Source organism: Planococcus maritimus (assembly GCF_001592825.1).
GTDB lineage: Bacteria > Bacillota > Bacilli > Bacillales_A > Planococcaceae > Planococcus > Planococcus maritimus_C.
This window is the reverse complement of the sequence record NZ_LTZG01000001.1, coordinates 1,622,919-1,638,071: the sequence shown is the minus strand read 5'-3', so window position 1 is coordinate 1,638,071 and position 15,153 is coordinate 1,622,919. Positions and strand designations below refer to the sequence as shown.

At 42.0% G+C, this 15,153-nt stretch carries 13 protein-coding genes; 12 read left to right on the top strand and 1 reads right to left on the bottom strand.

Features of this window, described 5'->3' with window-relative positions:
- Window positions 1-160 precede the first annotated feature (160 nt).
- The 4 genes from AY633_RS08050 (at window position 161) to AY633_RS08035 (ending at window position 6,103) form a co-directional block, all read left to right on the top strand.
- The gene (locus AY633_RS08050) at window positions 161-808 is read left to right on the top strand and encodes a hypothetical protein (RefSeq protein ID WP_068487798.1); all 648 of its coding nucleotides are present in this window, start codon (window positions 161-163) and stop codon (window positions 806-808) included.
- Between the two features lie 164 nt (window positions 809-972).
- Window positions 973-2,916 carry a hypothetical protein gene (locus AY633_RS08045; RefSeq protein WP_068487797.1) on the top strand — a complete coding sequence of 648 codons (1,944 nt, stop codon included), beginning with the start codon at window positions 973-975 and terminating at the stop codon, window positions 2,914-2,916.
- 1 nt (window position 2,917) lies between these two features.
- A complete protein-coding gene (locus AY633_RS08040; protein WP_068487796.1) occupies window positions 2,918-4,033 on the top strand; it encodes an SEC-C domain-containing protein in 1,116 nt (371 codons plus the stop codon).
- 561 nt (window positions 4,034-4,594) lie between these two features.
- On the top strand, window positions 4,595-6,103 hold the full coding sequence (locus tag AY633_RS08035) for a DUF1846 domain-containing protein (protein WP_068487795.1): 1,509 nt from the start codon (window positions 4,595-4,597) through the stop codon (window positions 6,101-6,103).
- A gap of 439 nt (window positions 6,104-6,542) precedes the next feature.
- Here AY633_RS08035 and AY633_RS08030 read toward each other — a convergent pair whose 3' ends face one another.
- A complete protein-coding gene (locus tag AY633_RS08030; RefSeq protein WP_068487794.1) occupies window positions 6,543-7,292 on the bottom strand; it encodes an SDR family NAD(P)-dependent oxidoreductase in 750 nt (249 codons plus the stop codon).
- Window positions 7,293-7,414: 122 nt separating this feature from the next.
- On the opposite strand from AY633_RS08030, the gene AY633_RS08025 reads away from it, so the two are divergent.
- From AY633_RS08025 to AY633_RS07990, 8 genes are all read left to right on the top strand, one after another.
- Window positions 7,415-8,206: a GNAT family N-acetyltransferase gene (locus AY633_RS08025; protein WP_068487793.1), complete on the top strand. Its 792-nt coding sequence runs from the start codon at window positions 7,415-7,417 to the stop codon at window positions 8,204-8,206.
- Window positions 8,207-8,238: 32 nt separating this feature from the next.
- On the top strand, window positions 8,239-8,727 hold the full coding sequence (locus AY633_RS08020; RefSeq protein WP_069576989.1) for a GNAT family N-acetyltransferase: 489 nt from the start codon (window positions 8,239-8,241) through the stop codon (window positions 8,725-8,727).
- Between the two features lie 66 nt (window positions 8,728-8,793).
- Window positions 8,794-9,390, top strand: a complete 597-nt coding sequence (locus AY633_RS08015; protein ID WP_068487792.1) for a DUF4230 domain-containing protein — start codon at window positions 8,794-8,796, stop codon at window positions 9,388-9,390.
- A 127-nt stretch (window positions 9,391-9,517) separates the two neighbouring features.
- On the top strand, window positions 9,518-10,483 hold the full coding sequence (locus AY633_RS08010) for a nucleoside hydrolase (protein WP_068487791.1): 966 nt from the start codon (window positions 9,518-9,520) through the stop codon (window positions 10,481-10,483).
- Window positions 10,484-10,539: 56 nt separating this feature from the next.
- Window positions 10,540-11,157 (top strand): NAD(P)-dependent oxidoreductase, encoded by a 618-nt coding sequence (locus tag AY633_RS08005; protein ID WP_068487790.1) that lies wholly within the window; start codon window positions 10,540-10,542, stop codon window positions 11,155-11,157.
- Window positions 11,158-11,297: 140 nt separating this feature from the next.
- Complete coding sequence (gene dcuS / locus AY633_RS08000; protein WP_068487789.1) at window positions 11,298-12,911, top strand: DcuS/MalK family sensor histidine kinase; 1,614 nt, start codon at window positions 11,298-11,300, stop codon at window positions 12,909-12,911.
- On the top strand, window positions 12,904-13,620 hold the full coding sequence (locus AY633_RS07995; RefSeq protein ID WP_068487788.1) for a response regulator: 717 nt from the start codon (window positions 12,904-12,906) through the stop codon (window positions 13,618-13,620). Before dcuS ends, AY633_RS07995 begins: the two co-directional genes overlap by 8 nt.
- A gap of 196 nt (window positions 13,621-13,816) precedes the next feature.
- Window positions 13,817-15,124 carry a 2-hydroxycarboxylate transporter family protein gene (locus tag AY633_RS07990; RefSeq protein ID WP_068487787.1) on the top strand — a complete coding sequence of 436 codons (1,308 nt, stop codon included), beginning with the start codon at window positions 13,817-13,819 and terminating at the stop codon, window positions 15,122-15,124.
- Window positions 15,125-15,153: the final 29 nt, after the last annotated feature.

Sequence of the window (15,153 nt, the reverse complement as noted above, 5' to 3'; positions counted from 1 at the left end):
CTTACTTCAACCAATTTAGTGAGAAGAGACTAAGATATATGAGTTCATTATCCCAATGAATGAATAAGTATTTCGAAAAAAGATGTAGTTACTTGAAGGCCCTACGTCCTTCAATACTATTTCTAATGTAGTAACTAAAGGTGAGGAGAAGAATGTGATAATGATATTTCCACGTCAACTAATACAAGAAATTTCAGAAGGTATTAAATTTGCTGAAGAAGAAACACTAACTGATTATGATTTAAAGAATATCAATCAAGAAGATCCAATAACTTCAAGACTAGCCACTAGGATTCAAGACGAATCTAACAGGATTATTCAAAAGTCAAAATATAAAGGACTTTGGAGGTGTGATGTCATTGAATTATCAAATAAAGGCCCAAAGTCTTTAGAAAAAAAACATGGTTTTGATATGGGAATTACTATAAAGGATGATAGTCGAAAATTTGTCAAATCGTTAATAATACAAAATAAAATGGAAAATAGCGTAACGCAAAATTTAGAAGAACAAATCGAAAATATGAGTTCCTTATTTCCAGTATCTAGGGGTTATGTAGGTTTAGTCGACAAAGCGGGGATATACATTACTACAGGTGCTGAGATAATAAAACACAATTATGATCTTAAAGAGTTAAATTCTAAGGATATGACTAGACTACCAGACTTAGTTAGTGACTTTTTAAAATGTAAAGTAGGTCGAAGAAATTTAGATTTACAAAAACTATATGCTTATCGTAGATACCCTAAAAAACAAAAAAAAGATATCGTAGTAATCAATTTTGAAAAAATAAAACCGCAAATTGAATGAGTTTGCAGAAAGATATCATAAATAGATGAGGTTTTGACAAAGGAAAAATTTCTAACAGAGGCAAATTAAATTGTAAAAAGAATCGTTTTCTATTCAATTTTGAGAACTAAAAGAGAGAGCAGCGTGAGTGTTTTAAAAAGAGTATTAAAGAAAGGAGGAAAAACATGACTAAAGAAAGGTACAAGGGTGTAGTCTATTACGAAGAGGCAGATTTAGCAAAAGGATATATGCTAAATAAAGCTAGAGAAGTTTATGAGAATTTATCACTAGGTCATACAATAAAGAGTATCAACGAAGCTTTGGAATTATATTCTATAAACAAGTATGTAGAGGATAATACGTTCCTACTTTATCTTGGTAAAGATAAAGAGAGATGGCTCAAAGAAAAAAATAGAATAGCTAACTCTTCGTTAGGTAAATACATTAATCAACATTCAGACATATTAGCCGAATATGGAGATATTGAATTCAAATACAAATATTACTTTTGGGAGATAATAGAAAAAAGAAAATTGAGTGCTATCACAGAAATCAGATTTAAAGTATTTCTTGATAGTCTTGATGAATTTGCATCACAAATATTTGAGCAATATGGGCTAGTAAGGAAATTTGATGTGGAATTAAAAGAATATATGCTTAGTCATCCAGAAGGAAGTACGAGTTTGCTTTTAAATAAATATTTATTAAAGAATAGAAGCGAACGAACAACCCTCTATTTACCAAATTCACTAACTATTGAAGATAAAGAGAAAATTATCAATTACTATCTAGATCTTGATAACCCTAATTTAAATTACACCAGGCTTCTTAGTATTGTGCAGAATATGAATGAGTTTGCTCTTAATGCTAAAGTTAAACTGAAAGCTAAAAGAGTAAGCGAAAGACTTGAAAGTGAAATTTTTAAAGATGATAGAGGGCATGGTACCAATATAGAAGTCGAGTTCAAAGAAAATATAGAGGGTATTGTAAAGCAACATTTCACATTAAATAAAGTTGGCACAGAAGTTGATAAGAATTGGTTAGAATCAAATCTTGATAATCCAACAGTATTGAACAACTTTATTTACATATTCGAGTTCGTAAATAATGACATGCTCTCTGAATTTCCATATAAAGAAGTATACGCAAGCATTTTTGAAAGATTTGATTTTAACCATGAAAAAGAATATAAAACTGGTCCAGTTTTTTCACTAAAAGAATCTTTGTCCTTAGCACAAATGCATGTTTATTATTTATTCTTGAAAAGTAAAGAGAAAAATTTAGAGATAATAACTGAATGGTTCTTCAACATTTATTTAAAAGAAGAATTTAATCTTGAAAACTTTAATATTAAGCTCCCTCCTACAGATAATCCGAATTTTGAAAAGTGTAAGTCTATATTTCCAACTATTGAAAGCATAATTAAGAAATATAGATTTTATTTAGAGGATGGTTATATTGATGAAGAACTTATACAAATGGAGAGCAAACCCTTACCGTTTTCGGAATGTCCAAGCAAGACAAATGAAAGATATGTATATATAGCACAAGACAATGCCGAGGCTATTATTTTAAATAATATTATGTTTTCTGACCAGAGTAACATTACTTATTTTCCTAAATACGGTGATAGTCAATATAATACGCTTTTCGAAAGGTTAGGTACTGATAAGTTGTATTTAGAAGACATAGAAGATTATCAAAAAACATCTTTAGATTGGCTTATTAAAAAGAAATACGTCTTAATAAATGACGATAATGAAATAGTATTGATTAATAAGAATCGAACTTTAATATATTATTATATCTACAATAACGGTGTAACTGTACCTAATAAGCTTACTAATAGTTTAAAGCAAGAAGTTGATAAACTATTGAGAGACGGATTCTTAGTTGCTGAAAATACATTATTAACAAGACAAGAAGTTGATTATATAGATTATTATCTAAATAAAAGCAAATTTATTAATGGGTATGACTTGAGGAACAAGTATTTACATGGAACATCTTCTGATTATAATAATGAAAACGAGCATTATACGAATTATTTGCATGCACTTAGAATATTGATAACGATTATGATAAAGATAAATGACGATCTTTGCACAGCGGAGGTTGAAGGGGATTAATATGGGAACAGGTAGAAATGAACGTTGCCCTTGTGGCAGTGGTAAAAAATATAAGAATTGTTGTTTAAATAAGAAAGATATGTCGTCTATGATATTGACAAAAGAGGTATATGAGAAAGATTTTTTTCCTGTCTATAATTTAGAACTGTGTGAGCCAAAAACTTTTATTGAATTCGAAGTAGTGCTGCCATTTCATATACCAATGTACATTAGTAAGACAATAACTATGGGTATAGAACAGGGATATTTGAGCTTTAGATTTGATATGGTTACAACGAATGAATCTTATAAGTATCCACTTGGAAAAAACTTGCCTGTTTTCAACATCCATAAAACGAAGATGCTTATGATGGTAGCTATTGATTTAAATTATAAGGAAATTTTAAAAAATAAAGAGGATTACTACAATACTTATTTTGATATATTGCTGAGCGAGTTGAATAAACTAGTATTGAGCTATATGGTTTCAAGTAAAGACGAAGACTGTCATTATCTAACTAAGGAAATGTTGCAATCGACAGTATTGGTTAGATCAACAAATCTTGAAACGTGGGAAAATGAGCTTAGTTTATTCCTGCTACATACACATATTCCTTTTGAAAAGAATCCACTTACGAATAATGAGTTTGATGACTTTATAAGATTACAGACAGTTGTTTTATGGAATAAGAATCCTTTTGTAATGGGTGAACAGCACGTACTAAGTGCAAAGAGATATTTCAAACAGGGATTCTATATGGAAGCTATAAACCACGCTCAAATAAGTGTTGAAGTTTTAGTGAGAACATTATTCGAAGAACTGTTAAAGAATGATGGCATGACAGATGACAAAGTAAAAGAAATATTAGAAAACACTTCATTTATGGCAATGATTAAAAAGAAAATGTCAGCTTACTTAGGTGGAAATTGGGACGTCACCCAAAATAATACAGAAACTGGACAATGGTATAAAAACACATATGAATTAAGAAATAGAGCGATACATAGAGGGAGAATCCCTACATTCGAAGAAGTAGATGAAGCTATTCATGATGCTATAGAGTTCAGACAGTATATTGTAAGACGAGTTAAAGAGAACAAGAAAAAGTATCCAAAAATAAGTGAATTTTTTATATAGTAAAAGTAAAAAACTTTTAAGTAGACAGTTATGGTTGTATAGATCGTAAGCGGTTTGACAAAAAAAGAACTTTAAATTTACAGAATTAAAGAGTTCAGTAAAATTAGAATACTTTAATAAATTTTTAATTGTCATTGTCATTTAGATATAATACGGAGAACCGTACCATAAGTAAATGAGGTTTATACTAGTAAATAAACCCTAACTTATGCATGATTTGTCCAAATGCCAAAGACAATCCAATTGTTAAACCGAATTCCAATGCTTTCCTTACGCCGATAAATCAATTTACTTCAGTTATTGAAACTAGCTAAAGGAAACAGATTTTGATCATTCGGATATGCTAAACTTTGGACTGAGTTTTATTATTTTAATTGGATACATCCATGGAAAGCTTAATGTCTTATGAGGATAGCCTTATCAATGATGCAATTGGACCAATTTACTTTTTTTCAAAAATTTATCATGATAAAGAATGGATTTTTATTTGGAAGTATCTATTAAGGCGTTTTATCATTCGGGTTAAGAGAGCTTGAAGTATAGAAGGTGGGACTGAATTTAATGAAAAAAATTGGATTTGACTCGGAGAAATATTTGCAAGAACAATCAGCCTACATCCTGGAACGGGTGCAGCAGTACGATAAACTTTACTTGGAATTTGGCGGGAAATTGATAGGCGACAAACATGCCAAGCGCGTGTTGCCTGGATTTGATGAAGATGCCAAAATCAAACTATTGCATACACTGAAAGAAAAGGCGGAAATCATTATCTGTGTCTATGCTGGAGACATCGAACGAAACAAAGTTCGGGAAGATTACGGCATCACTTATGACCAAGATGTCCTGCGCTTAATCGATGAATACCGGGCATACGGCATTTCTGTCAACAGTGTCTTGATCACCCGTTACCAAGGGCAGCCAACAGTCAAAGTATTTATGACAAAGCTTGAGAGAAGCGGAATGAACGTCTGTATTCACCGCGAAATCGAAGGTTATCCGGCAAACGTGGAGGCGGTCCTTGGGGAAGAAGGATTTGCGACGAATCCTTATATTAAAACGACAAAACCAATCGTAGTAGTAACGGGCCCTGGCCCAGGAAGCGGAAAGCTTGCCACCTGCCTTAACCAAATGTATCACGAGAACAAACTGGGAAATGAAGTCGGCTATGCCAAGTTTGAGACTTTTCCAGTTTGGAATTTGCCGTTAAAGCACCCAGTAAACATCGCTTATGAAGCGGCTACCGTCGATTTGAAAGACGTAAACATGATTGATAATTATCATTATGAAGCGTATGAGAAAGTAGCGGTCAATTACAATCGTGATATTGAGACCTTTCCTGTCATCAAACGGATTATTGAACGGATTACCGGCAAAGAGTCTGTCTACAGCTCACCGACTGATATGGGGGTCAATCGCCTGAAATCGGGCATTACTGACGACCAGATTGTCCAGGAAGCTGCCAAGCAGGAAATCATTCGGCGCAGTTTCATCGTAGAGAACGATTATAAAAAAGGGCTTGCCGATGAAGACAGTGTGCGCCACATGCAAGTGATTTTAGAAGAGACCGGTTTAAAGAAAGAGGATCGGGCACCTGTATGGCCGGCACGTAATTATGCGAAAGAAGTCCAAGCGCAAAATGACAGCACGAATTTACAAGCCGTCATTGCGTTAGAACTGCCGAATGGCGAGATGATCACAGGTCGAACGACCACTTTGATGGATGCTTCGGCAGCCGCGATTCTGAATGGATTGAAGAGATTGACCAATATTTCCGATGAAATTGATTTGTTGTCGCCGGTGATTTTACAAACGATTCAACGCTTGAAAACCGATGACTTGAATAGCCGCGTCCCGACATTAAGCGCCAATGAAGTGCTCATTGCACTGGCAATCAGTGCGGTCACCAATCCTACTTCAGAGCTGGCTTATAAGCAATTGCCACATTTAAAAGACACCCAGGCTCATTCTACGGTTATATTGAATAGAGAAAACGAACAGACCTTTAAGAAGCTTGGTATCGACATCACCAATGATCCGGTCTATCCAACTGAGAACCTGTATTACAATTAGATTTTAGAAAACACCTGCCTTTTCCTTCTTATAATAGAATCCTGAGGCGGATGTATTTTCCTTTAGCTTGTCGAGAAAGTAAAGTAGTTGTATTTTCCGAAGCTTATTGCTCGCTTTCCGTGGAGCGGGAATCGAGCCTCCTCGTCACTGCGTTCCTGCGGGGTCTCTCAAACCCGCTAGTCCCACAGGAGTCGAGCAAACGCTTCTCCAAATACTTAAATAGGTCATTGATTTTTGAATGTCGAAAAGATCGTTAGCTTTCAATTTAATATCTGTCTATCAGAGTTCTTCAACACTTTGAAGGTTCATTCTTCTTTTAATGAGAAGAATGAACCTTTTTGCTTTGTTGAATTAATCAAGCGCTACTTATGAAAAACTGTAAAAAATAAATTTGTTTCATCCGACAGGAAAATAATTTTATTCTGTTTCCCAAGTCTATTTATTTTAACGAATACCCACCATCTACAACGATTTCCGCCCCGTTTATATAAGATGCCTTGTCTGAAGCCAAGAACAGCACGACTTCTGCGATCTCGCTCGGTTTCCCGTAACTTCCTCTAGGATGCCCCTGAGATTGCTTGTCGTAATTTTCTTTTCCGCCGTATGCCTTGATGGCCAGGTCGGTTTCTGTCGGGCCGGGGGAGATGCAGTTGACGCGGATGCCTTGATTGGCAAAACGAAGGGCCGAGCTTTGAGTCATCGCGACGACAGCTGCTTTGGTGCCGCTATAAGCTGGCAGCATCGGATTGACTTTGTCGTTTCCAAGGATCGCTGCATTATTGATCACGACGCCATGTTTTTGCTTGCCCATCACGGCCAACGCATATTTCATGTAGAGAAAAATCGCTGTTTGATTGACGGCAATCAACTGATTCCAGTCATCTAGCTTTACGCGAGACAAGGGCCCCATTCCGGTAGAGAGAACACCGGCGTTGTTAAAGAGAATGTCGATTGTCTGTCCTTCAGTTTTCAGTGTGTTAAAAAAGCTTTCGATTTCTTCCGGATTTTTGTTATCGACTTGGTGAAAGTGAGCGTTTCCGTCGCAGTCACTCTTGACTTGTGCTCCTTTGTCACGGTCTCTTCCCGTAAAGTGAACGCTAGCGCCTTCTTTGCAAAAAAACCGAACTACTTCCTTGCCAATTCCATCCGTTCCACCATTTACAATGACCACTTTGTCTTCGAACATCATCTGATCTCCTCCAAATATCATAGTAAATTCTGTATAATCAGTATATAGCAATCGCTTCGCTAGAGGAAATTTAGGTACTGGTCACTTAGACGGTAAAAAAAAACGAAAAAGGGGGAGAAGGCATGGAATTAGAAAAGCAGATAGAGGAGCTGGACTTTGCGTTATTGCAGTCTTTTTCCAAAAAGCACGACCGGCCTTGGGGCGCGTTGTTCAGCAACCCCGAGCAGCCGGACTATTATGATGCCAACCACGCTTATGTGAACCAGCCACCGGGGGAGCCTGACAAAATCATTAGCGAAGTCGTTTCGTTTTACCGGGCGTCAAGAATCACACCCCGGTTTTATTTGGGAAATATCGAGTCTTTGACCTCCTTTATCGGGACATTGAAAGAAAGCGGGTTTCAGATCGAACAGTTTTCACAGCCGATTCAGTTGTGGAACCAGCAACTGACGCCGGTTCCGTTCAATGAACACATTGCCATTGAAAAAGTGACCGAACGAAATTACGACGAAGCGTTGGCGGTGGAATGCCAAATTGAAGAGTTTGGCGGGAAAGCGGTGCGCGAAAAAGCGTTTGAGACGGAATTCAACGATCCGCGCTACCGCCATTACGTCTTGAAATACGACGGCGTCCCGTGTTCTTCTGCCTGCTTGTTTGTCCACGGCAGCCAGGGGAGAGTTGAAAGTGTCGCGACCATTAGAGCGTACAGGGGAAAAGGGTTAATTGGCGCGTTGCTCGAATACATACAACAGGAAGCACAAGTGATGGAGCTGGAAAAATTGTGGGTGCATCCCATTAACGAACGGGTCGAAAAAGTGTATGCCCGCTCTGGATTCGAGACCGTCTTGAATATGCAGACGGGCCATGCGTTCTTGGATGGCAAAAGCATCAAAGAGATACAAGCGCGCTCATAAGCGGTGGAAGCCCACGAGGAGGAACGCAAAAGATGGAGAAAGACAATCAAAGGCAAGCTGTATTTGAGTCGGATAGGTGTTACATCAGGCCTTTTCTTGAAAGCGATTTGGATGCTTTTATTACATACCGCAATGATCCCGAATGGATGGAATTTCAATATTTTAAAGGGTTGACTCGAGAAGAATATAAGGAAGTGTTAGTGAGAGAACCCTCGGTGGAAAAGGGTGCCCAATTAGCCATTATCCATAAAGCCGACGACTGCTTACTTGGGGATGTGTTTATTAAAAAGGAAGCGGATGCCTGTTGGATCGGCTATACCATCCATCCAGCTGTTAAACGACAAGGCTATGCGTTTGAAACGGTCCAGGCAATGATTCAGTGGATCCAGCAGTCGTATCCGGGGCTCAAAATTTTAGCGGGAACTTCTCCGCAAAACCTGGCTTCCATTCAGTTGCTCGAAAAATTGGCGTTTGCGCCGGCGGGAACAGAAGAAGGCGAACTCATTTTTCAATACGTGTAAACAATTTTTACAACGGGCTATCAATAGGAAAGCAGTTAAGTAGAGACATAACGGAGGAATGAAACGATGAAAAAGTTTGCAGCGGGCGTATTGGTGGCCTTGATTTTAATAGCGGGAGCTTTATTTGCATTTGCTCAAATGGATCTCTTCAAGGTTACCACCAACAATAGTTCCGAAACGGGTTTGATCCAGGAGCGAATTGTAGAATTGTCGGAATGGACGACATTAAAGTACGAGTACAAATACGCATTCGTAAGCCGGACAGGTGAAAATAAAAATATTCCATTTACAGATATAAATTTTGTGGAGGCGATCAAGCTAATCGAGTATTCCGGGTACTTAAAGGCAGGATCTAACTTTTCAGGACTGGAAGTAACGGATGATGATGGATCCGAAAAAATATCCCTTAGAGTTCCAAAAGCTAAGATACTCGATAATGTGGTAGAAACAGAGAAAACAGCAGTAACAGATGTTAAAGGCAATATCTTCTCAGACTATCCAACTCAAAAAGTGTTCGACGAAGTAAATGAAAACAAAAAACAGCTTGAGGAAGAAAAAATTGAGCAAGGTTTTTTGGAAGAAGCGGATAAAAGAACGGAAGAGTTGCTGACGGCGTTCCTGAATATGCAAGGTTACACGGAGGTCTCTATCGAATTTTATTAATACATACCAGCAAAGCCATCACCGTCCCTGACTGTGGTGGCTTTTGGGATCCGGGGCTAATAGTTCACTCCGCGCACCGACTAGCGTAAACTGAACATTATTAGAGAAGAAAAGGTGGTTTTGAGGGATGGCCAGATTGCCGATCATAATCGATACAGACCCGGGGATTGACGATGCGATGATGCTGACCTTGGCGTTTGCGCATGAGGACAAATTGGATGTGCGCTTAGTGACAACGTGTTCGGGGAATATTTCACAGGACAAGACGAATTACAATGCACGCACGTTCTTGAGTTACATCGGTGCGATTGTGGAAGTGGCGCGCGGTTTAGAGCAGCCGGTGTTCCGCGAACTCGAGATGGCAGAAGAGATTCACGGGGAAAGTGGTTTCGGAAACATTGAATTTCCACCACCGACTTTGCCAGTAAGTGCTCGTCCGGCGGTTGCCGCGATGCGGGAAACTCTACTTTCGAGTGAAGAGAAAGTGACTTTAGTCGCCACCGGCCCGTTGACGAATGTGGCGGCCTTGCTCTTGGCGCATCCGGAAGTCAAGCCGAAAATCGAGCGCATTTCGTGGATGGGCGGAGCGGCAGTGGGCGGCAATATGTCACCGTCCGCTGAATTTAATGCGTATGTCGACCCGCACGCGGTGGAAATCGTCTTTCGCTCGGGCGTGCCGGTCGTCATGAGCGGCTTGGATGTGACACATAAAGCGTTCGTAACCTTAAAAGAAGCGCAAGGCATGTTGGAGATCGGCACAGAATTTGCCGAGAAGGCGTATGGCCTTATCACGTATTATTTGGATGTTATCAAAAGAACGCCTTTTCATGAGGAGAATTACGACCAGGTGCTGCATTTCCACGATGTCTGTGCGGTCATGTGTTTATTGAAACCGGAATTGTTTGAAGGACAGGACTGCTTTGTGGAAACCTCGCTCGAAGGTGTGACAGCGGGTGCGACGGTGGTGGATTATACGAATCGGACAGGAAAAGAGCCAAACGTCCACGTGCTGCATAGCGTGGACAGAGAAGTGTTCGTCGCGGAAATTTTGAAGGCGGTCAAGGTGATTTCGGACCGTGTCGAAGCGCTTTGACTCTTTCCGAGCAGTTATAACTTGAATAAAACCCTAAGAAAGCAAGGTGAAGCCTGATGAAAATCATCGTATTCGGGGCAACGGGCGGTGTAGGCCGGTTGGCCGTCCAACAAGCTATGGAGCAAGGCTTTGATGTGACAGCGTTTGTGAGAACTCCTGATAAATTAAAAGTGACGGGGGACAACTTAACGGTCGTCCAAGGAGATGCGTTCCACGTGGAACAAGTCGCCGCAGCGATTGCTGGACATGACGCAGTGGTGTCTTGCTTAGGTTCGAATCAAGGCATGAAAAAATCAGACGATCTGCGAACGATGGCGAAAAACATGGTGGCCGGCATGCAACAGCATGGCGTCAAGCGTATCGTCTATACGGCCTCTGCGGGTATTAACGATGAACTCCCAGGCATTGGCGGGAAAGTGATGATGGGTGTATTAAAGCAAGTGCTGATCGATCACCGCGCTGCTGTTGATGCGATTGAAGAAGCGGGGCTGAATTACACAATCGTCCGGCCGATGGGCTTGACCAATGATTCCTTTAGCGGAAAGTACCGGGAAGCAGAGACAGGTGTGCCAGGGAAATCAAGAACCATTCCACGCGCGGACGTGGCGCATTTTATCTTGAAGGCGCTGAAAGATTCAGCTTATGACAAGAAGTCTGTTGGGATTGCGACGTGAATCACCAGCAAGCTAAGCAGCTGCATACATTTGCGGCTGCTTTTTTAGTTCATCCTCGTGATTTTCTTTACGATGGATTTGGCTTATAGTAGAAACATCTGTTTACCAGAACTTTTCGGCAGTAAAGAATGAGGTGCATCATGGCATTTTTATCGCGATTCAAATTGAATACCATTGTTCTTCTATTTGTTTTATTGGTGGTACTGGTGTCGCTGGCGATTACAAATTTGCTAGTGGCCGATACATCGGGCGAACGGATCGAACAGCAGCTCGAAGACAAAGCCGTCAGCATTTCCCGGACAGCGGCAGAGTCGGAAGTCATTCATGAAGGCCTCAAGAGGGAAGCGGCGGAAGCGAATATCCAGGATTACGCGCTGGCTGTGCAACAGGCTGCCGATGTGTTATTTGTCGTAGTTATGGATATGGAAGGCATCCGCAAATCGCATCCGAATCCAGACAATATCGGCAGAGCATTCGCCGGGGGCGATGAACTTCGCGTGCTAGCAGGCGAGGAATACACCTCGCGGGCAGAAGGGACGCTTGGTCAATCGGTCCGTGCATTCACACCGGTGTTTGATGAAAACGACAATCAAGTCGGCGCGGTTGCGGTCGGTATTTCCTTAGAGGAAGTAGAAGCAGCGGTTGGGCAAAACCGGCAGACGCTGTGGATCGGCTCCTTAAGCGGTTTGTTATTCGGCATTATCGGCGCCTTGTTTTTGGCGCGTTATATAAAAAAGAGTTTGTTCGGGCTGGAACCTTCTGCAATCGCACGCATCCATGAAGAACGCAACCAGATGCTTCAATCCGTTTACGAAGGCGTCATCGCGATCGACCAAGCTTCGCACATCATGCTTTCCAACCGATCTGCACGAGAGCTGTTCGAAAAAGCGGGGTTTAAGGACCGTGAGCCGATCGGCAAGGACATCCATGAATTTCTGCCAGGCCTTATGGCAGACCGTGTATTACTTGAAAAACGCACTGTGTTGGATGAGGAACAAGAGCTCAATGGCTTGGCCATCCTGTCGAATCAAGTGCCGTTATTGGTGGATGGCCGAGTAATCGGAGCGATGATCACTTTCCGGGACAAGACGGAAATCGATGTGCTTGCCGAACAGCTGACCGGTGTTGAGATGTATGCAGAAACTTTGCGGGCGCAATCGCACGAATTTATGAATCAACTGCATGTCTTGCTTGGCTTAATCAAAATGGAACAATACGAGCAAGTGTCGCAATTTATCGTGAAATTGGTCCAACATCAGGCTGTGGAAGTCGGAAATGTGACGCGCTCCATCAAAGATCCGGTGCTGGCAGGCTTTACTCTCGGGAAAATCAGTTTCGCGAGAGAAGCGCAAGTTAATCTTTCAATCAGCTGCGAGACCGATATCCCAAAACCAGACGATCCCTCGGTCACACACGAGCTAATTACGATTATCGGCAATGTGATCGACAACGCAATCGACAATGTCCAAGCGACTGAACATAAACAGGTGCACGCCACTTTTTCCTATATCGATGAATTACTGACGATCACGATCAGCGATACAGGAACCGGCATCGACACGGAATTGCAGGAAACGATGTTCGAAAAGGGCGTCTCTAGCAAAGAGGGCTACCACCGTGGATTTGGGTTGCATTTAGTGAAAAATAGCGTAGATAAACTCGAAGGCTCAATTGAAGTGGCTTCCGAGGAAAACGAAGGCACGACGTTTGAGTTGGTGTTACCGTATGAAGCAAGGGGTGAAACCGATGATTAAAGTAATGATAGTAGAAGATGACCCGATGGTTGCTGCCTTGAACCGGCAATTCGTCGGGCGGATGGAAGGTTTCGAGGTGATCGGTGCTGCCGAAAACGCCCAGCATGCCATCGCGATCCTGGCTGAATCAGACATTGATTTGGTGTTGCTCGACATCCATATGCCCGGGCTGACCGGCATCGAATTTTTGCAAATGCTCCGCGAACAACAGCAGGACCTCGACGTCATCTTGATCACGGCGGCCTCTGAAATCCAGCAAATCCAGCACGCCTTAAGGCTCGGGGCTTCCGATTATTTGATTAAGCCCTTCGAGTTCAGCCGTTTCCAGGAAGCACTCCTGCAATATCAAAGCAATTTCCATAAACTGCACGATGCTAAACAAATTAGCCAACAGGAAATCGACAGCCTGCTCGGCAGAAAACAGCCATCTGTTTCTCCGTCAACGTCGGTGCAATCATTACCAAAAGGGTTGACCAAAGCGACCTTGCAGACGATTCAGCAAGTGATCCTGGCGAAAGATGCCGCGGTGTTTTCAACAGATGAACTGGCGCAGTCGGCCCAAATTTCCAGGGTCTCCGTCCGGAAATACCTGAAATTCCTCAGCGCCATCGGCTATTTGCAGGAAGACTTGACCTACGGCGTCGGCCGGCCCATCTATCAATACCGTTTAGTCCCAGAAAACGCCCATCGTCTCGATCCTTATCTTTGAAAGTGAGGATGGAGCTTCGGAAAATACGATTTCTCAACACCTCATAAAAAGCAGCCAAAGCGGCTGCTTTTTTTAATTACAATAAAATCAATAGTTTCATAAGCTATAAGTTATCTGAAAGTTATCTAAAATATGAAATACAGTGAAAGCGCTTACCTTAATGAGGCGCAAGTTCAAGAAAACGAGGTGTCGAACGATGAAGGAAACAAATAAGATCCCGCCGCAGCTACCAGCGAGAAATTTGAAAGACAAATTCACGATTTTCAATATGCCGATTCTGTGGTTTGGGATTTTCGCAGCTATTGCGATTTATGCAATGTATACAGAAAATTTGCCAGCTGGCATGATCGGCGCATTGCTCATTACGATGGTGCTCGGAGAATTACTGGGCTGGTTCGGCAATCATATGCCGATTGTCCGCACCTTCCTTGGAGGCGGCGCCATTGTCGCTATTTTCGGGTCTGCTTATATGGTCTATAGTGGTCTTATGCCCGAAAGCACGACGGCGGGGATTACGGAATTCATGAAAGACGGAGACTTTCTCAACTTCTATATTGCGGCTTTGATTACAGGCAGTATTTTAGGGATGGAATCGAAGATCTTGGTAAAAGCAGGCGTCCGCTATGCGTTGCCATTGCTCGCTGCGGTTGCAGGAGCGGTTGGTCTGGCTGCCTTAGTCGGCATGGTATTAGGGTTTAGTGTTCAAGAAGCGGTGCTTGTCATCGCCATGCCGATCATGGGCGGCGGAATGGGTGCAGGTGCTGTGCCGATGTCGCAAGTGTATTCGGAAATGCTCGGCAATGAACCGGGTTATTACTTGTCGATACTCGTCCCGGCCTTAGCGCTCGGGAACGTCTTCGCCATCATTTTGGCGAGCGTATTGAACTTGATCGGCAATAAATATCCGAGCTTGACAGGGAATGGCCAACTGATCCGCAATTTCCATTACGAGAAAAAAGAAACACCGAGCTATGATTTGGCGAAAATGGGCATCGGCGTCTTGGCTGCTGTATCGTTTTATATTTTAGGGAATATATTGGGTGATTTCATCCCGCTTCATCCGTACGCCATCATGATCATTTTAGTGGCAGCTCTCAAAGTTGCGAACGTCATGCCAGAAATCATCGTAGAAGGCGCGAGCCAGTGGTATGAGTTCGTGGCGCGCAATTGGACCAATGCGTTGCTAGTGGGCATCGGGGTCGCCTATACCGATCTCGAAGCCGTGCTGAATGCCTTGAGCATTGAGTATGTACTGATTGTCTTGGCTGTCGTCCTCGGGGCTGTTGTGGGAGCAGGAGTTGTCGGGAAATTCATGGGCTTTTACCCGATCGAAGCGGCCATCACGGCAGGATTATGCATGGCGAATATGGGCGGAACCGGTGATGTGGCGGTATTGTCTGCGGCAAGACGCATGGAATTGATGCCATTTGCGCAGATTTCATCCCGCCTCGGCGGCGCGTTAATCTTGTTATTGGCCAGTATCTTTATCCCGTTTTTCATTTAATAAAGTAGACTTTGGGGGAGGGGAGAAAT

What these genes read in the sequence shown, in the direction of transcription:
- dcuS (WP_068487789.1), top strand. Translation starts at nt 11,298, where the DNA reads ATGGCATTTTTATCGCGATTCAAATTGAATACCATTGTTCTTCTATTT.
- AY633_RS08015 (WP_068487792.1), top strand. Translation starts at nt 8,794, where the DNA reads ATGAAAAAGTTTGCAGCGGGCGTATTGGTGGCCTTGATTTTAATAGCG.
- AY633_RS08005 (WP_068487790.1), top strand. Translation starts at nt 10,540, where the DNA reads ATGAAAATCATCGTATTCGGGGCAACGGGCGGTGTAGGCCGGTTGGCC.
- AY633_RS08025 (WP_068487793.1), top strand. Translation starts at nt 7,415, where the DNA reads ATGGAATTAGAAAAGCAGATAGAGGAGCTGGACTTTGCGTTATTGCAG.
- AY633_RS08050 (WP_068487798.1), top strand. Translation starts at nt 161, where the DNA reads ATGATATTTCCACGTCAACTAATACAAGAAATTTCAGAAGGTATTAAA.
- AY633_RS08020 (WP_069576989.1), top strand. Translation starts at nt 8,239, where the DNA reads ATGGAGAAAGACAATCAAAGGCAAGCTGTATTTGAGTCGGATAGGTGT.
- AY633_RS08030 (WP_068487794.1), bottom strand. Translation starts at nt 7,292, where the DNA reads ATGATGTTCGAAGACAAAGTGGTCATTGTAAATGGTGGAACGGATGGA.
- AY633_RS08045 (WP_068487797.1), top strand. Translation starts at nt 973, where the DNA reads ATGACTAAAGAAAGGTACAAGGGTGTAGTCTATTACGAAGAGGCAGAT.
- AY633_RS08010 (WP_068487791.1), top strand. Translation starts at nt 9,518, where the DNA reads ATGGCCAGATTGCCGATCATAATCGATACAGACCCGGGGATTGACGAT.
- AY633_RS08040 (WP_068487796.1), top strand. Translation starts at nt 2,918, where the DNA reads ATGGGAACAGGTAGAAATGAACGTTGCCCTTGTGGCAGTGGTAAAAAA.
- AY633_RS07995 (WP_068487788.1), top strand. Translation starts at nt 12,904, where the DNA reads ATGATTAAAGTAATGATAGTAGAAGATGACCCGATGGTTGCTGCCTTG.
- AY633_RS07990 (WP_068487787.1), top strand. Translation starts at nt 13,817, where the DNA reads ATGAAGGAAACAAATAAGATCCCGCCGCAGCTACCAGCGAGAAATTTG.
- AY633_RS08035 (WP_068487795.1), top strand. Translation starts at nt 4,595, where the DNA reads ATGAAAAAAATTGGATTTGACTCGGAGAAATATTTGCAAGAACAATCA.